Origin of the sequence: Escherichia sp. WS1368, assembly GCF_046487485.1 — a bacterium.
Lineage (GTDB): Bacteria > Pseudomonadota > Gammaproteobacteria > Enterobacterales > Enterobacteriaceae > Escherichia > Escherichia coli.
In genome coordinates, this window is sequence record NZ_JBJQJI010000001.1 from 286,799 (window position 1) to 303,975 (window position 17,177).

The 17,177-nt window shown below is 50.6% G+C and carries 16 protein-coding genes; 8 read left to right on the top strand and 8 right to left on the bottom strand.

The window, feature by feature from the left end; all coding sequences use genetic code 11:
- Window positions 1-30 precede the first annotated feature (30 nt).
- From ACJHYD_RS01350 to yfcG, 3 genes are read right to left on the bottom strand one after another with little or no spacing between them, the layout of a single operon-like run.
- Window positions 31-924 carry a TIGR01777 family oxidoreductase gene (locus ACJHYD_RS01350; protein WP_001551399.1) on the bottom strand — a complete coding sequence of 298 codons (894 nt, stop codon included), beginning with the start codon at window positions 922-924 and terminating at the stop codon, window positions 31-33.
- 20 nt (window positions 925-944) lie between these two features.
- Complete coding sequence (gene folX, locus ACJHYD_RS01355; RefSeq protein WP_000068457.1) at window positions 945-1,307, bottom strand: dihydroneopterin triphosphate 2'-epimerase; 363 nt, start codon at window positions 1,305-1,307, stop codon at window positions 945-947.
- A 56-nt stretch (window positions 1,308-1,363) separates the two neighbouring features.
- Window positions 1,364-2,011 (bottom strand): GSH-dependent disulfide bond oxidoreductase, encoded by a 648-nt coding sequence (gene yfcG / locus ACJHYD_RS01360; protein WP_001551398.1) that lies wholly within the window; start codon window positions 2,009-2,011, stop codon window positions 1,364-1,366.
- Window positions 2,012-2,146: 135 nt separating this feature from the next.
- On the opposite strand from yfcG, the gene yfcF reads away from it, so the two are divergent.
- Genes yfcF through yfcD form a run of 3 tightly spaced genes read left to right on the top strand, consistent with a single transcriptional unit; the run spans window position 2,147 to window position 3,998 of the window.
- Window positions 2,147-2,791 carry a glutathione transferase gene (gene yfcF, locus ACJHYD_RS01365; protein WP_000042440.1) on the top strand — a complete coding sequence of 215 codons (645 nt, stop codon included), beginning with the start codon at window positions 2,147-2,149 and terminating at the stop codon, window positions 2,789-2,791.
- 55 nt (window positions 2,792-2,846) lie between these two features.
- The gene (gene yfcE, locus ACJHYD_RS01370) at window positions 2,847-3,398 is read left to right on the top strand and encodes a phosphodiesterase (RefSeq protein ID WP_000772452.1); all 552 of its coding nucleotides are present in this window, start codon (window positions 2,847-2,849) and stop codon (window positions 3,396-3,398) included.
- Between the two features lie 57 nt (window positions 3,399-3,455).
- Window positions 3,456-3,998: an NUDIX hydrolase YfcD gene (yfcD, locus tag ACJHYD_RS01375; protein ID WP_000437935.1), complete on the top strand. Its 543-nt coding sequence runs from the start codon at window positions 3,456-3,458 to the stop codon at window positions 3,996-3,998.
- Between the two features lie 32 nt (window positions 3,999-4,030).
- Here the strand turns inward: yfcD and yfcC are convergent, their stop codons facing one another.
- The 3 genes from yfcC to ackA all read right to left on the bottom strand — a co-directional run bounded on the left by yfcC (window position 4,031) and on the right by ackA (window position 9,162).
- The gene (yfcC, locus tag ACJHYD_RS01380) at window positions 4,031-5,551 is read right to left on the bottom strand and encodes a putative basic amino acid antiporter YfcC (protein WP_001274493.1); all 1,521 of its coding nucleotides are present in this window, start codon (window positions 5,549-5,551) and stop codon (window positions 4,031-4,033) included.
- A gap of 189 nt (window positions 5,552-5,740) precedes the next feature.
- Window positions 5,741-7,885: a phosphate acetyltransferase gene (gene pta / locus ACJHYD_RS01385; RefSeq protein ID WP_000086716.1), complete on the bottom strand. Its 2,145-nt coding sequence runs from the start codon at window positions 7,883-7,885 to the stop codon at window positions 5,741-5,743.
- Between the two features lie 74 nt (window positions 7,886-7,959).
- Complete coding sequence (gene ackA / locus ACJHYD_RS01390) at window positions 7,960-9,162, bottom strand: acetate kinase (protein WP_000095707.1); 1,203 nt, start codon at window positions 9,160-9,162, stop codon at window positions 7,960-7,962.
- Between the two features lie 337 nt (window positions 9,163-9,499).
- Between ackA and yfbV the strand changes: the two genes are divergently transcribed.
- From yfbV to ACJHYD_RS01410, 4 genes are all read left to right on the top strand, one after another.
- A complete protein-coding gene (gene yfbV / locus ACJHYD_RS01395) occupies window positions 9,500-9,955 on the top strand; it encodes a terminus macrodomain insulation protein YfbV (RefSeq protein WP_000106627.1) in 456 nt (151 codons plus the stop codon).
- Window positions 9,956-10,037: 82 nt separating this feature from the next.
- Window positions 10,038-10,532: a YfbU family protein gene (locus tag ACJHYD_RS01400; RefSeq protein ID WP_000426124.1), complete on the top strand. Its 495-nt coding sequence runs from the start codon at window positions 10,038-10,040 to the stop codon at window positions 10,530-10,532.
- A 10-nt stretch (window positions 10,533-10,542) separates the two neighbouring features.
- Window positions 10,543-11,193: a hexitol phosphatase HxpA gene (gene hxpA, locus ACJHYD_RS01405; RefSeq protein WP_001551397.1), complete on the top strand. Its 651-nt coding sequence runs from the start codon at window positions 10,543-10,545 to the stop codon at window positions 11,191-11,193.
- 86 nt (window positions 11,194-11,279) lie between these two features.
- Window positions 11,280-13,112, top strand: coding sequence for an SLC13 family permease (locus tag ACJHYD_RS01410; protein ID WP_001012889.1), 1,833 nt, complete (start codon window positions 11,280-11,282; stop codon window positions 13,110-13,112).
- Between the two features lie 58 nt (window positions 13,113-13,170).
- On the opposite strand, the gene yfbR is transcribed toward ACJHYD_RS01410, so the two are convergent.
- Both yfbR and alaA read right to left on the bottom strand, forming a co-directional pair.
- The gene (gene yfbR, locus ACJHYD_RS01415) at window positions 13,171-13,770 is read right to left on the bottom strand and encodes a 5'-deoxynucleotidase (RefSeq protein ID WP_000813860.1); all 600 of its coding nucleotides are present in this window, start codon (window positions 13,768-13,770) and stop codon (window positions 13,171-13,173) included.
- Between the two features lie 83 nt (window positions 13,771-13,853).
- On the bottom strand, window positions 13,854-15,071 hold the full coding sequence (alaA, locus tag ACJHYD_RS01420) for an alanine transaminase AlaA (RefSeq protein ID WP_000074527.1): 1,218 nt from the start codon (window positions 15,069-15,071) through the stop codon (window positions 13,854-13,856).
- A 919-nt stretch (window positions 15,072-15,990) separates the two neighbouring features.
- Here alaA and lrhA point away from each other — a divergent pair.
- On the top strand, window positions 15,991-16,929 hold the full coding sequence (gene lrhA / locus ACJHYD_RS01425) for a transcriptional regulator LrhA (RefSeq protein WP_000622290.1): 939 nt from the start codon (window positions 15,991-15,993) through the stop codon (window positions 16,927-16,929).
- The last annotated feature ends 248 nt before the right edge of the window (window positions 16,930-17,177 follow it).

The following is a 17,177-nucleotide window of genomic DNA, read 5'->3' on the forward strand; positions in this document are numbered from 1 at the left end:
TTAACTGGCGGATGTTTGCAGTAAACCACATCAGCGAACAACATCCGCCAGCGCCTCTTCTAAATCGTACCAGCGAAACGCAAAACCCGCTTCTTCCAGCCGTTTAGGCAGCGCGCGTTGTCCACCTAATACCAGTACTGAAGATTCGCCCATTAACAGTCGAATGGCGGTCGCGGGGACGCGCAAAATGGCCGGGCGATGCAGCGCATGACCGAGCGCATGGGCAAATTGTTCATTGCGTACCGGGTAGGGCGAAACCATATTAAATGGTCCACGCAGCTCGTTATCCAGCAGCCAGAGAATGCCGTTGACCATATCATCAATATGAATCCAGGCCAGATACTGCCGACCGGAGCCAATCGGCCCGCCCAGACCAAGACGAAACGGCGGCAGCATTTTACCGAGAATACCGCCATCCGGTGCCAACACTACGCCGGTACGCAGCAGGCACACTCGCGTTTTGTCACTTTGTGCCCGGCAGGCAATTTCTTCCCAGCGGGCGCAGAGTTTATGGGTAAATTCGTTATGCGGCGGTTCCTCTTCGGTAACCACCACTTCACCTAAGTCGCCATAATAGCCCGTTGCCGAGCCGGAAATGAGTACCGACGGTGGCGTGTCGCTGGCATTAATCAAATCGACCAGTTTTTGCGTGATATTCCAGCGGCTTTGGCAGAGACGCTCTTTTTGCTCGTGAGTCCAGCGTTTATCAGCAATCGGTTCTCCGGCCAGATTGATTACCGCATCAACGCCGTTGAGGTTGCTTTGATCGGCAAGCCCTTGCCATAGTGTCACCCGAGGGCCGAGAACGGAACTGGCTTTCTGCGGGTTACGCGTCATTACCGTGATTTGATGGCCCAGCTCCAGCAAACGTGGAATCAAATGGCGACCAATTAATCCCGTCCCTCCGGTGATCACTATGTTCATGCAGCCTCCCGATATGGCGGTTAACGCTGCCAGCTTAAGGTCATGGATACCGAATCAGCGTAGCGCAGCGCGTGCAGTTTATCGATCTCCACTTCAGCATACGTCACCCAGTGATGTTCACGTGCGATATCGAGCACATCCTGAGTTAATTTTTCCAGCAAAGAGAAACGGTTATTCTCTACATGCTGAATAATGTTTTTCGTTACGGTGCGATAATTCAGCGCATCGTTGATATCTTCGCTAGTGCGCGCTTTATCGGCGGGGTAGTGGATCGTCACATTGATAACAATATCCTGACGGTTGTTAATTTCTTCTTCCTTAATTCCGATAAACGTACGTAAACGAAGGTTCTTTATACGAATAATAGCGGCAGGTTGTGCCATTGCAGGTTCTCCGTTGTTTTACTTAGAATGAAATAATACACGAGAACCTGTTTCTGTTAACTATCCGAACGCTCATCACCGAGTTGTGCTTTTAGCAGTGCCTGACCGGTGGCAGGGCGCGAACGGATCCGCTCATGCCAGTTCTTGACTGCCGGATACATTGCAAGGTCAATTCGCTGGCGAGTCCAGGCATTAACCCACGGCCAGCAGGCAATATCCGCAATGCTGTAGTTCTCACCTCCCAGCCAGGGCGAGTTTTCCAGCCGCTTGTTCAGTACATGGTACAGACGCTGAGTTTCAACCTGATAACGTTCAATAGCGTAAGGAATGGTTTGGGGGGCAGCGTGATTAAAATGATGATTCTGCCCAAGCATCGGCCCCAGTCCGCCTACCTGCCAGAATAACCACTGTAATGTGGCGGCGCGCTCACGCGTTTCATGACTCAAAAAGAGTCCTGTTTTCTCAGCCAGATACAACAAAATGGCACCAGACTCAAAGAGGCTTAGCGGTTCGCCGCCATCGGCTGGAGAATGATCAACAATTGCCGGAATTTTGTTGTTAGGCGAAATGTGCAAAAATTCCGGGCGAAACTGACCGCCTTTCCCCAGGTCTACCTTAATCAAGCGATAATCCAGCCCTGCTTCTTCGAGAAACAGCGTAATTTTGTGACCATTTGGTGTCGGGGCGAAATAGAGATCGATCATTGCAGCTCCGGTTGTCTAATCATCTGAACACCACAAGTATAGAAAGCGCGGCGACTTGCGTGAGTATTCGTCACGTGACAGTGACAAAAAGGCTCTATAGTTTGATAGCCAGCCCCCTTTATTGCCGAGGACATAATGAGTAAACCCGCTATCACGCTTTGGTCAGATGCCCATTTTTTCTCCCCTTATGTGTTATCCGCCTGGGTGGCGTTGCAGGAAAAAGGCCTGTCGTTTCATATCAAGACCATCGACCTCGACAGCGGTGAACATTTGCAGCCGACGTGGCAAGGTTACGGTCAGACACGCCGTGTGCCGTTATTACAAATTGATGATTTTGAGTTGAGTGAATCTTCTGCCATTGCGGAGTATCTGGAAGATCGATTTGCGCCACCGACCTGGGAACGCATTTATCCGCTTGATTTAGAAAATCGTGCGCGTGCACGACAGATTCAGGCCTGGCTGCGTAGCGATCTGATGCCCATCCGCGAGGAACGTCCAACGGATGTTGTCTTTGCGGGTGCGAAAAAAGCGCCATTAACGGCGGAGGGAAAAGCCAGTGCAGAGAAACTGTTCGCGATGGCAGAACATTTGTTAGCACTGGGTCAGCCGAATTTATTTGGTGAATGGTGCATTGCTGATACTGATCTGGCGCTAATGATTAACCGCCTGGTACTCCATGGCGATGAGGTGCCGGAACGCCTGGTGGATTATGCGACATTCCAGTGGCAGCGAGCGTCTGTCCAGCGTTTTATTGCACTTTCGGCGAAGCAATCTGGCTGATAGCAACGACAGAATCCAGTATCATAGCTTACGTTTTTTCGACGAGGAGTGAGTGATGAAACTGATGTTTGCATCGGACATTCATGGGTCGTTACCGGCGACGGAACGTGTTCTGGAGTTGTTTGCCCAAAGCGGTGCCCAGTGGCTGGTGATCCTTGGCGACGTGTTGAATCACGGCCCGCGTAATGCTTTACCGGAGGGTTACGCGCCAGCCAAAGTCGCTGAACGGCTTAATGAAGTGGCACATAAGGTTATCGCTGTGCGCGGCAACTGCGACAGCGAAGTGGATCAAATGCTTTTGCATTTCCCGATAACCGCGCCGTGGCAACAGGTATTACTGGAAAAACAACGTCTGTTTTTGACGCATGGTCATCTGTTTGGGCCGGAAAATCTGCCTGCTTTAAACCAGAACGATGTGCTGGTGTACGGTCATACCCATCTGCCAGTGGCAGAACAGCGGGGGGAGATTTTCCACTTCAACCCCGGCTCGGTGAGTATTCCGAAAGGCGGTAATCCGGCGAGTTATGGCATGCTGGATAATGACGTACTTAGTGTAATCGCACTCAATGATCAAAGTATCATTGCGCAGGTCGCGATTAATCCGTAATTTACCCACAACTCAAAATGCGCCGTAAGAGCGCCAGAAAAAGAAGGTTTCCTGATAATGGAACAGCGTCGTTTGGCAAGTACTGAATGGGTGGATATTGTCAATGAAGAGAACGAAGTCATTGCACAAGCCAGCCGGGAACAAATGCGGGCACAGTGTCTGCGTCATCGTGCAACTTACATCGTCGTGCATGATGGCATGGGCAAAATTCTGGTCCAGCGTCGTACCGAGACAAAAGACTTTTTACCCGGCATGTTAGATGCGACCGCAGGCGGTGTAGTCCAGGCCGATGAGCAACTGCTGGAATCCGCGCGTCGCGAAGCGGAAGAAGAGTTGGGCATTGCCGGTGTCCCCTTTGCCGAGCACGGGCAGTTCTATTTCGAAGATAAAAATTGCCGTGTCTGGGGCGCGTTGTTCAGTTGCGTCTCTCACGGTCCCTTCGCCCTACAGGAAGATGAAGTCAGTGAAGTTTGCTGGCTGACACCGGAAGAAATCACCGCACGCTGCGATGAGTTCACTCCAGACTCGCTGAAAGCGCTGGCGTTGTGGATGAAGCGCAATGCCAAAAATGAAGCCGTAGAGACTGAAACGGCAGAATGAAAAAAGAGCCGCAATTGCGGCTCTTAACATTTTTAGTGGTAGCCCATCAACTGAGCGCCGATCACTACGACGCTGGACATAATAAACAGCAGTCCAAGCAGGGTCGCGCCCACCTTCAGCCAGTTACGGAAGTCCACCCGGCACACACCGAGCGTCGCCATTAACGAAGCTGAGGTTGGGTAAATGATGTGGCTGAAGCCATCACCAAACTGGAACGCCAGCACGGTAACCTGACGGTTAACACCGACCAGATCGCCAAGCGGTGCCAGTAACGGCATGGTTAACGCCGCCTGACCAGAACCGGACGTCACGAAGAAATTAAATACCGCCTGGAAGAGCAACATAAACCAGGCCGCGACCGCGTTATCCAGACCGCTAATGGCATTGGCAATGCTGTTGAGGATGGTATTTAACACGCTGGCATCACCCGCTTCACCATTACCGACCAGCAGCAAAATCCCTTTGGCGAAACCTACCAGCAGGGCAGGGGCGATCATCATTCGCGCCCCTTCGGTGAAGGATGAAGCCATGGTATTAACCGTCATGCCGTTAAGGCGGAAAACAACGCCGATGATGCCAATCACCAGACCCATGGTGAAGAACTGGCTGGCAATTTCTGGAATAAACCAGGCATTAACGATCACGCCCCAAATCACCCAGACCATTACGGCGGTCAGGACAATCAATACCAGCCAGTCACCAAAGGTAAACGGACGTTGTTCAACATCCGCCTGCTTTTCACGAAAGAAGCGGTCGGACTCATGCACGCGTGACAGAAGAGGATTCTTTTTCACTCGTGAGGCGTACACCATGGTAAAGATCAGGCCAATCAGAGTGGCGATAACCCACACCACGATGCGCAACCCGGAGCCAGAAAGCACCGGAACGCCGGCAATCCCCTGAGCAACAACCACACAAAACGGGTTCATCCACGAACTGGCAAAACCGATTTGCGTGGCGATATAGGTCACCAGGACGGTGGTAATACTGTCATAGCCTAGCCGGACCATTAGCGGTGCGATGATAATGGCAAAGGCGACGGCCTCTTCTCCCATACCAAATACCGCGCCGCCAAGTGAAAACAGAATAAAGAGCGCAGGAATAAAGAGAATTTCATTTCCGCGGGTATGGCGAATAAGCGCCAGGATACCGTTATCAATGGTTCCTGTACGCATCACAATGCCAAACGCGCCGCCAATCACCAGCATAAACATGATGATGCCAACGGCTGTCCCGTATTTCGATCCTGAGGTTAACCCTTCAAACGGGAAGTTCATCAGGCCCGGGCGTTCATCGCCCGTCGTAAACAGCTGTACGCGGTGATACTCAGGTTCGCCTGCTTCGTTAGTCAGAATGCGAAATGAGTGTGGATCTACGACTTTTCGTGTTTTTGTTTGACCATCAACCTGATACTGCACTTCCTGACTGTCAAACATGCCCACCGGAACTACCCAGGTGGCAAGACTGGTTAAAATGGCAACAAAAAAGATAATCACCAACGTATCGGGCATTGCCCATCTTCTGGTTGGTTTAGATTCAGTGATTGCGGACATAGCGCAAATATTCCCTTGCACAAAACAAAGTGGTAAGTATGCAAAGTGAGATGGCGCAATTCATTGATGCAGCGCAGCTAAGCAAGATAATCAGAAAGGATTAATGCAAATTAAGAGAATAAAAAACCGGAAATAGTGACTATTTCCGGTTCAGATATCCGCAGCGCAAAGCTGCGGATGATGACGAGATTACTGCTGCTGTGCAGACTGAATCGCAGTCAGCGCGATGGTGTAGACGATATCGTCAACCAGTGCGCCACGGGACAGGTCGTTAACCGGCTTGCGCATACCCTGCAGCATCGGCCCGATGGAGATCAGATCGGCAGAACGCTGTACTGCTTTGTAGGTGGTGTTACCGGTGTTCAGATCCGGGAAGATGAACACGGTAGCGCGACCTGCAACCGGAGAGTTCGGCGCTTTGGATTTCGCAACGTCAGCCATTACCGCAGCGTCGTACTGCAGCGGACCGTCGATCATCAGGTCAGGACGTTTTTCCTGCGCCAGACGAGTTGCTTCGCGAACTTTTTCTACGTCGCTACCAGCACCAGAAGTCCCGGTGGAGTAGGAGAGCATAGCAACGCGCGGTTCGATACCGAAGGCCGCAGCGGAATCAGCGGACTGAATCGCGATTTCTGCCAGCTGTTCTGCAGTCGGATCCGGGTTGATCGCACAGTCACCGTAAACGTAAACCTGTTCCGGCAGCAGCATGAAGAACACGGAAGATACCAGGGAGCTGCCCGGTGCAGTTTTGATCAGCTGCAGCGGCGGACGGATGGTGTTTGCGGTAGTGTGAACAGCACCGGAAACCAGACCATCAACTTCATCCTGTTCCAGCATCAGCGTACCGAGAACTACGTTATCTTCCAGCTGTTCGCGGGCAACGGTTTCGGTCATGCCTTTGTTCTTACGCAGTTCGACCAGACGACCAACATAGCTTTCGCGAACCACTTCTGGATCAACGATTTCAATGCCTGCACCCAGTTCTACACCCTGAGACGCTGCAACACGGTTGATCTCTGCCGGATTACCCAGCAGTACGCAAGTTGCGATACCACGTTCAGCACAGATAGCGGCTGCCTTAACGGTACGCGGTTCGTCACCTTCCGGCAGAACGATACGTTTGCCCGCTTTGCGCGCAAGTTCAGTCAGCTGATAACGGAACGCTGGCGGAGACAGACGACGGCTGCGCTCAGAAGTGGCAGTCAGAGAATCGATCCAGTCAGCGTTGATGTAGTTAGCAACGTATTCCTGAACTTTCTCGATACGCTCGTGATCGTCAACCGGAACTTCCAGGTTGAAGCTCTGCAGGCTCAGAGAAGTCTGCCAGGTGTTGGTGTTCACCATAAATACCGGCAGGCCGGTAGCGAAAGCACGTTCGCACAGTTTAGAAATGCGCGCGTCCATTTCGTAGCCGCCAGTCAGCAGCAGGGCACCGATTTCTACGCCGTTCATGGCAGCCAGGCACGCGGCAACCAGCACGTCAGGACGGTCTGCGGAAGTCACCAGCAGAGAACCGGCACGGAAGTGCTCCAGCATGTGTGGAATGCTGCGTGCGCAGAAAGTGACGGATTTAACGCGGCGAGTATTGATGTCGCCTTCGTTGATGATGGTCGCATTCAGGTGGCGAGCCATATCGATCGCACGAGTCGCGATCAGGTCAAAGCTCCACGGCACAGCGCCGAGAACCGGCAGCGGGCTGGATTCTTGCAGCTTCGCCGGATCAACATTGTTTACTTTAGCTTTGGAAGAGTCGTCGAAAATCTCGGACAGATCCGGGCGAGTACGACCCTGTTCATCAACCGGTGCGTTCAGTTTGTTAACGATAACGCCGGTGATGTTGGTGTTTTTGGCACCGCCGAAGCTGTTGCGGGTCAGTTCGATACGCTCTTTCAGCTGTTCCGGGGTGTCAGTGCCCTGAGACATAACGAAGACGATTTCCGCATTCAGCGTTTTAGCGATTTCGTAGTTCAGAGACTGGGCAAACTGGTGCTTACGTGTCGGGACCAGACCTTCAACCAGAACGACTTCAGCGTCTTTGGTGTTAGCGTGGTAGTTTGCGACGATCTCTTCCATCAGCACATCTTTCTGATTGCTGGAAAGCAGACCTTCAACGTAGCTCATTTTCAGCGGTTCAGCGGCCGTCGTGGTGGAAGAGTTAGCACGCACGATAGTCGTAGTCTGATCGGGCGCATCGCCACCGGTACGCGGCTGAGCGATAGGTTTGAAAACGCTCAGACGAACGCCTTTGCGTTCCATTGCACGGATCACGCCAAGGCTGACGCTGGTCAGACCGACGCTGGTTCCGGTAGGGATCAGCATAATAATACGGGACACGGTTTATCCTCTTTCGTTACCGCCGATTTGGCGGGTTACAAAACAGCACCGCCAGCTGAGCTGGCGGTGTGAAATCAGGCAGTCAGGCGGCTCGCGTCTTGCGCGATAACCAGTTCTTCGTTGGTTGGGATAACCACCGCAGGACGGGTACCTTCTTTGTTGATGAAACCAGATTTGCCGAAACGTGCAGCCAGGTTGCGTTCATGATCAACTTCAAAGCCCAGCACGCCCAGTTTGCCCAGAGACAGCTCACGAACCATCGCGGCATTTTCACCGATACCACCGGTGAATACAACAGCGTCCAGACGACCATCCATCAGCGCAGTGTAGGCACCGATGTATTTCGCCAGGCGGTGGCAGTAAACGTCCATTGCGCGCTTCGCGTCTTCTTTCGTCGCGTAGTTGTCTTCAACATAGCGGCAGTCGCTGGTCACTTCGGTCAGACCCAGCAGGCCAGACTCTTTGGTCAGCAGTTTGTTGATTGCGTCAACGCTCATGCCCAGGGTGTCGTGCAGGTGGAAGATGATCGCCGGATCGATATCACCAGAACGGGTACCCATGACCAGACCTTCCAGCGGGGTCAGGCCCATAGAGGTGTCAACGCATTTACCGTTGCGGATAGCAGAAACGGAACCACCGTTGCCCAGGTGGCAGGTGATGATGTTCAGTTCTTCTACCGGTTTGTTCAGCATTTTTGCCGCTTCCTGGGTTACATAGAAGTGGCTGGTGCCGTGCGCGCCGTAACGACGGATGCCGTGCTCTTTGTACAGGTTGTACGGCAGGGCGTAGAGGTAAGACTCTTCCGGCATAGTCTGGTGGAACGCGGTGTCAAATACAGCAACGTTTTTGTCTTTCAGCTGTGGGAAAGATTTCAGAGCTTCTTCGATACCGATCAGGTGAGCCGGGTTGTGCAGCGGTGCAAAAGAAGCTGCATCTTTGATACCCTGAATAACAGACTCATCGATCACTACGGAGCTGGTATACTTTTCACCGCCGTGTACGATACGGTGACCGATAGCAGTCAGCTGCGCAGACAGTTCTGGTTTTTGTGCCAGAATAGTATTAACGATAAAGTTGAGCGCTTCGCTGTGAGCGGCGCCTGCACCTAAAGCCGCTTCCTGTTTATTGCCGTCCATTTTCCATTTGATACGTGCTTCGGGCAGGTGGAAACATTCGGCTAAACCAGAAAGGTACTCTTCACCATTTACTGCATCGATGATTGCAAATTTCAGTGAAGAACTACCGCAGTTCAGAACCAGTACTAACTTACTCGACATGGAAGTACCTATAATTGATACGTGGCTAAAAAAACGTCAGGGAGCCATAGAGCGTAGCGCATGATGACACCGACATTTATGATTAACATCATGCACTGCAAATTTTTTTTGCATGATGGAAGAAATATCTTGAGTCTATGCCATTTTGCGTAATTTTCAGCCAATGGCATAATGTATATGAATTTGACGACTCAATGAATATGTACTACTTAGGCCTTCAGGCTGCTAAAGGATACCTGATAGTGGGTATGGAAGACAAAATGTTTTGAACGTTGTCCCGCTGAGTTGTGAATTTGCACAAATTTTTGAATCTTTATATGTGAAGTTGAGGTGAAGCATGTCAACGCCGGATAATCGTTCTGTTAATTTTTTTAGCTTGTTTCGCCGGGGACAGCATTACTCAAAGACGTGGCCGCTGGAAAAACGCCTTGCCCCGGTCTTTGTCGAAAATCGCGTTATCAAGATGACGCGTTATGCGATCCGTTTTATGCCGCCGATCGCCGTATTTACTCTCTGCTGGCAGATTGCCCTGGGCGGTCAGCTTGGGCCGGCAGTTGCCACTGCGCTGTTCGCCTTAAGTTTACCCATGCAGGGATTGTGGTGGCTGGGCAAGCGTTCTGTAACGCCATTACCCCCTGCTATCCTCAACTGGTTTTATGAAGTTCGCGGTAAATTGCAGGAGTCTGGACAGGTGTTGGCACCCGTTGAAGGCAAGCCTGATTACCAGGCATTAGCTGACACGCTTAAGCGCGCCTTCAAACAACTGGATAAAACTTTCCTTGATGATTTGTAATTGACCCCTGATTACGCATATAAAAGAAGGCATACTCAGCCTTCTTTTTTTTCACCGTAGTAGAGTGATACAGGAGTCAACAATGGAAATGACCAACGCGCAACGTCTTATTTTGTCTAACCAGTACAAGATGATGACTATGCTCGATCCGGCAAATGCTGAACGTTACCGTCGCCTGCAAACAATCATTGAGCGTGGTTATGGATTACAGATGCGTGAACTGGATCGCGAGTTTGGCGAGCTGAAAGAAGAAACCTGCCGCACTATCATCGACATTATGGAGATGTATCATGCGTTGCATGTTTCCTGGTCTAATTTGCAGGACCAGCAATCCATCGATGAACGTCGTGTCACCTTCCTCGGCTTTGACGCCGCCACTGAAGCACGTTACCTCGGTTATGTCCGCTTTATGGTTAATGTGGAAGGGCGCTATACCCATTTTGACGCTGGAACTCACGGTTTTAACGCCCAGACGCCAATGTGGGAAAAATATCAGCGCATGCTTAATGTGTGGCATGCCTGCCCGCGTCAGTACCATTTGAGCGCCAACGAAATTAATCAAATTATCAACGCCTGAGGAGGTCCGCGTGCGGTGCAAAGGTTTTCTGTTTGATCTTGATGGAACGCTGGTGGATTCCCTGCCTGCGGTAGAGCGGGCGTGGAGCAACTGGGCCAGACGTCATGGGTTAGCGCCGGAAGAGGTGCTGGCTTTCATTCACGGTAAACAGGCGATCACCTCTCTGCGCCATTTTATGGCGGGCAAATCCGAGGCTGATATTGCCGCCGAGTTTACGTGTCTGGAGCAAATCGAGGCCACGGAAACCGAGGGTATTACCGCGCTTCCGGGGGCAATCGCCTTACTCAATCATTTGAATAAAGCAGGTATTCCGTGGGCCATTGTGACTTCTGGCTCCATGCCGGTAGCGCGAGCGCGCCATAAAGTAGCTGGGCTTCCCGCACCAGAGGTGTTTGTAACCGCTGAGCGAGTGAAGCGCGGAAAACCAGAACCTGATGCGTATCTGTTAGGCGCGCAGCTGCTGGGGCTTGCGCCGCAGGAGTGTGTGGTGGTGGAAGATGCTCCCGCTGGCGTGCTTTCTGGCCTGGCGGCGGGTTGTCATGTCATTGCGGTTAACGCTCCGGCAGATACCCCGCGCCTGAATGAGGTCGATTTGGTCCTCCACAGTCTGGAGCAAATTACTGTGACCAAACAGCCAAATGGCGATGTTATTATTCAGTGAAACACCTGATCATGATTTAGCCCCGTCTCGTCGGGGCTTTTTTATGGCAGAATCAAGTCATCCCCCTCAATTAACAAGGATAAGTTGTGAACGGTGAATTGATTTGGGTTCTTTCATTACTGGCCGTTGCCATCGTCTTGTTTGCGACGGGCAGAGTGCGTATGGATGCGGTCGCTTTGTTTGTTATTGTCGCGTTTGCATTAAGCGGAACGCTGACGGTCCCCGAAGTATTTTCCGGCTTTTCCGATCCTAACGTTGTCCTGATTGCCGCCTTGTTCATTATTGGCGATGGTTTGGTCCGTACCGGTGTTGCCACCGTAATGGGGACATGGCTGGTCAAAGTGGCGGGCAACAGTGAAATCAAAATGTTGGTTTTGTTGATGCTGACCGTCGCGGGGCTTGGCGCGTTTATGAGTTCAACCGGCGTTGTCGCTATCTTTATTCCCGTGGTGTTAAGCGTTGCCATGCGTATGCAAACGTCGCCGTCGCGCCTGATGATGCCGTTAAGTTTTGCCGGGCTGATAAGCGGCATGATGACGCTGGTGGCGACGCCGCCGAACCTGGTAGTCAACAGTGAATTGCTGCGTGAAGGCTATCATGGTTTTAGTTTCTTTAGCGTAACACCTATTGGCCTGGTCGTGCTGGTGCTGGGTATTTTGTATATGTTAGTGATGCGTTTCATGCTGAAAGGGGATACCCAGACCCCGCAGCGCGAAGGCTGGACGCGTCGAACCTTTCGCGATCTTATCCGTGAATATCGACTGACCGGGCGTGCGCGACGTCTGGCTATTCGCCCCGGATCGCCAATGATTGGTCAACGGCTGGACGATCTCAAATTACGTGAGCGTTATGGCGCTAACGTCATCGGTGTTGAACGCTGGCGGCGTTTTCGTCGCGTTATCGTGAACGTTAATGGGGTTTCTGAATTTCGCGCGCGTGACGTTTTGCTTATTGATATGTCTGCGGCTGATGTCGATCTCCGGCAATTTTGTAGTGAGCAATTGCTGGAGCCGATGGTACTGCGCGGCGAGTATTTTTCTGACCAGGCACTTGATGTGGGCATGGCAGAGATTTCATTAATTCCTGAGTCAGAACTTATTGGTAAATCGGTGCGCGAAATTGGTTTTCGTACCCGCTACGGACTGAATGTGGTGGGGCTAAAGCGCAATGGCGAGGCGATGGAAGGTTCGCTGGCGGATGAGCCTCTGCTGCTGGGCGATATCATCCTGGTTGTGGGTAACTGGAAACTGATCGGTATGCTGGCAAAACAAGGGCGTGACTTTGTGGCGCTGAACTTACCAGAAGAAGTGAGTGAAGCATCGCCAGCACACAGTCAGGCACCTCATGCCATTTTTTGCCTGGTGTTGATGGTGGCGTTAATGCTGACCGATGAAATTCCTAATCCTGTTGCCGCTATCATCGCCTGCCTGCTGATGGGGAAATTCCGCTGTATCGATGCTGAAAGCGCCTATAAATCCATTCACTGGCCGAGCATTATTTTGATCGTTGGGATGATGCCGTTTGCTGTGGCATTACAGAAAACGGGAGGTGTCGCGCTGGCGGTGAAAGGGCTGATGGACATTGGCGGCGGTTACGGGCCACATATGATGCTGGGTTGTTTGTTTGTCTTGTCGGCGGTTATTGGGCTATTTATCTCTAATACCGCAACGGCGGTGTTGATGGCTCCGATTGCGCTGGCTGCTGCCAAAACGATGGGTGTGTCGCCTTATCCATTTGCGATGGTCGTGGCGATGGCAGCATCCGCCGCCTTTATGACGCCGGTTTCTTCACCGGTTAACACACTGGTTTTAGGTCCGGGAAATTACAGCTTCAGTGACTTTGTGAAGTTGGGGGTACCGTTCACCATTATCGTGATGGCGGTTTGTGTGGTGATGATCCCGATGCTGTTTCCGTTTTGACAAGAGCCTGATGTCGCATCCGGCGCTTATTGCCTGATGCGACGCAGACTCCGGCTGCTTACAGCGGTGAATCCTGGCTAATCTCATCGAGCGAAAGATGGAAGCTGGGAACAAAGACTTCCATGAAGTAGTCCATCTCCTGGCTGCGGCGCGCTTCAAGCGTCGCTTCCAGTCGCGTTTTTGCCAGCAAGAATTCATTATTTCCCGCCGCGAGTTCTTCCAGACATTTCAGATATGCACACAGTGCATCTGCCTGTTTCACCAGCGATTTTTCTTCATCGCTATATGCATGCTCGTCAATTAACGGCGCAAAGATATCCCGCAGCTCTTCCGGAACCATATCGACCAGTTTTTGCTGAGCGATTTTTTCAATCGCCTTGTACTCCTGAGCGATTTGCGAATTGAAGTATTTCACCGGAGTAGGGAGATCGCCGGTGAGCACTTCTGAGGCATCGTGGTACATCGCCAGTAAAGCGATACGTTCGGCGTTGACATTACCGCCAAATTTCCGATTTTTGATAGCTGCCAGCGCATGGGCGACCATCGCTACCTGCAAACTGTGTTCGGACACATTTTCAGTCCGCACGTTGCGCATCAGCGGCCAGCGGTTAATGAGTTTCAGGCGGGAGAGATGGGCAAAAAAATGGCTCTGTTTCATAGTGACCTTATGTATGATGACATCATCAGGTCATTGTGGCGGGATAACACTGCCGGATGCAATCTCCGGCAGTGAAATTAAGATTACAGCTGATGATAACCAGAAAGGAAACGCGCGAACTTACTCAAAGACAGCTCGATATCATCGACACGCGGTAGCGTGACAATGCGGAAGTGATCCGGCCACGGCCAGTTGAATGCCGTCCCTTGCACCAACAGAACTTTTTCCTGCAACAGGAAATCCAGCACCATTTTCTGATCGTCGTGAATATTAAAGCGTTTGGCGTCGATTTTCGGGAACATGTACAGCGCACCGCGCGGTTTCACGCAGGAAACGCCCGGAATATCGTTGATCAATTCCCACGCGCGGTTACGCTGCTCATAAAGACGCCCGCCGGGAGTAATAAATTCACTGATGCTCTGATAACCGCCTAGTGCAGTCTGAATGGCGTGTTGCGCAGGAACGTTAGCACACAGGCGCATTGAAGCCAGCATTTCCAGACCTTCGATGTAGCCTTTGGCGTGTTTTTTCGGCCCGTTCAACACCATCCACCCCTGACGGAAGCCTGCAACGCGGTATGTTTTCGACAGGCCGTTAAAGGTAATGGTCAGCAGATCAGGTGCCAGCGGCGCAATTGAGTGATGCTCAGCGTCGTCGTAGAGAATTTTGTCATAAATTTCATCGGCGAAGATAATGAGATTATGCTGACGTGCAATCTCCACTATCTCCATTAAAAGCTCTTTGGAATATACCGCGCCGGTTGGGTTATTTGGGTTGATAATAACGATCCCACGCGTACGAGGCGTAATTTTAGCGCGAATATCATCAAGGTCCGGGAACCAGTCAGAGGATTCATCGCAAAGATAATGCACCGCTTTACCGCTGGAGAGCGAAACCGCCGCGGTCCATAGTGGGTAATCAGGTGCAGGAACCAACATTTCGTCCCCGCTGTTCAGCAATGCCTGCATTGCCTGAACGATAAGCTCCGATACACCATTGCCGATGTAAATATCTTCCACGGTAACATCACGCATGCCACGAGCCTGGTAGTGCTGCATGATGGCTTTACGCGCGGAGTAAAGCCCTTTGGAATCGCAATACCCTTGAGCGGTAGGCAGGTTGCGAATCACGTCAACGAGGATTTCATCTGGCGCGTCAAAACCGAATGGTGCAGGATTGCCGATGTTCAGTTTCAGTACCTTGTTACCTTCTTCTTCCAGGCGTTTTGCTTCTTTCAGCACCGGACCACGGATGTCGTAACAGACATTCTCTAATTTGCTGGATTTTTCAATGGGGGACATGAATCTTGACCTTTTTTGCTGTTATCGCCACTCCCTGCCGTGGAAGTCAGCTTAGAACAATGTACTCCCCCAGGACGGCGTTTTGAAGGTCTGCAGAATAAGATTTTGCCAGAGGGGAAGGCTTGATTGTGCTGTTAATAACTTAATAATGGCAAAATAATGAGGTGTATATGCTTAATAATTAATGTTATGTAGTGAATTGTTCTGATTCTTAATTGTGAGTGTGGTTTTTTTATCTGTAAGATAATTGTTTGAAAATGCCTCGTTTAAGAATTCACTAATGAATCGTGATGATGATATTTCCGCATTACGGAGAGTTTAACAGCGTGATGATTTCCGAGGTGTCGTAATGGGTGCAAGGTGTGAAACTATTGTTAAGCGGGATTAATGTATGAGGATGATGCTAATTAATTATTATTTAATATTCAAAAAGGTTTTGTTGTGCTTATTAATAATAGAAGATTACTTTGCCTAACATAACATAACTTTGCATCAGATAATTCGCAATGACCCTTATAAATAAAAGGTTTTTGGGGTAAAATGCTCGCATAAATGACGGATCCCTGCTCTTGATGCCGCCTCACCATTGCTGTTTGTACGTGTTCGCGTATGACCAGCGATGCTGCACGAGAGTGGAACAAGGACTCACATTTACATTTATACAAACACGCGCATGTCATAAATACAAAAGAGTGAGTAACTTAATAGATATGCGATTCCTGAAGATATATTCTGTGATCCACTTCAGGCATTATAACGGAACAATGTGAGTCGCTTTTTTAGTGCAACTCATATGCATTTTTACTTTCGTCCGGGTTCCGGATGAAACTGCCAGGGAGGCACATTACAAATGGAATTGCTTGTTTGTGTGTGCACAGCATTAACCAGCTCAGTATGAGCCGCCAGTAAGTGATAATATATGATAAGTGCAAATCGTCCGATAATTAACCTCGACCTCGATCTGCTGAGAACATTTGTTGCTGTTGCCGATCTGAACACTTTTGCTGCCGCAGCTGCCGCTGTGTGTCGTACTCAGTCCGCCGTAAGTCAGCAAATGCAGCGTCTGGAACAACTCGTTGGGAAAGAACTGTTCGCTCGTCACGGTCGCAACAAACTGTTAACTGAACATGGCATTCAACTTCTTGGTTACGCCAGGAAAATCCTGCGTTTTAATGATGAGGCCTGCTCATCATTAATGTTCAGTAATCTTCAGGGCGTGTTAACTATCGGAGCTTCAGATGAATCTGCCGATACGATCTTACCTTTCCTGTTAAATCGCGTGAGTTCGGTTTATCCGAAACTAGCGCTGGATGTCCGCGTTAAACGTAATGCCTATATGGCAGAAATGCTGGAATCCCAGGAAGTGGATTTGATGGTAACCACCCATCGTCCTTCAACGTTTAAGGCATTGAACCTGCGTACCTCGCCAACACACTGGTACTGCGCAGCGGAATACGTATTGCAAAAAGGCGAGCCGATCCCTCTTGTATTGCTGGATGATCCTAGCCCGTTTCGCGATATGGTGCTGGCGACGCTTAATAAAGCAGATATTCCATGGCGACTGGCTTATGTCGCCTCGACGCTTCCGGCAGTTCGTGCGGCAGTAAAAGCCGGTCTTGGCGTGACGGCAAGGCCGGTCGAGATGATGAGTCCAGACCTGCGTGTGCTGAGTGGAGTAGATGGCTTACCGCCGCTACCCGATACCGAATATTTGCTGTGCTATGACCCGTCCAGTAATAATGAGCTGGCCCAGGTGATCTATCAGGCGATGGAGAGCTACCATAATCCGTGGCAATACAGCCCAATGTCTGCTCCGGAAGGCGATGACTCATTGTTGATTGAAAGGGATATCGAGTAATCGACGGACCATAGATAATTTCTGAGACAATAGTGTAAAAACGAGCCGCTGGGGGTGTTTTAAACCCCAGCGGCTTTTTTTTAGTAAAAAGCCTTCCTCGTATCGTGCAGAACATACAAAACTGTTCATTTTTCAATCACCAGAGATTCACGTCCCGAACGCACAAATAATCGCCTGAAAAAAATCACCTGCTACAATGATGTTAAAAAATACGTAAATTTGTTGCTGCGTTTTTGTTATGGAATGAC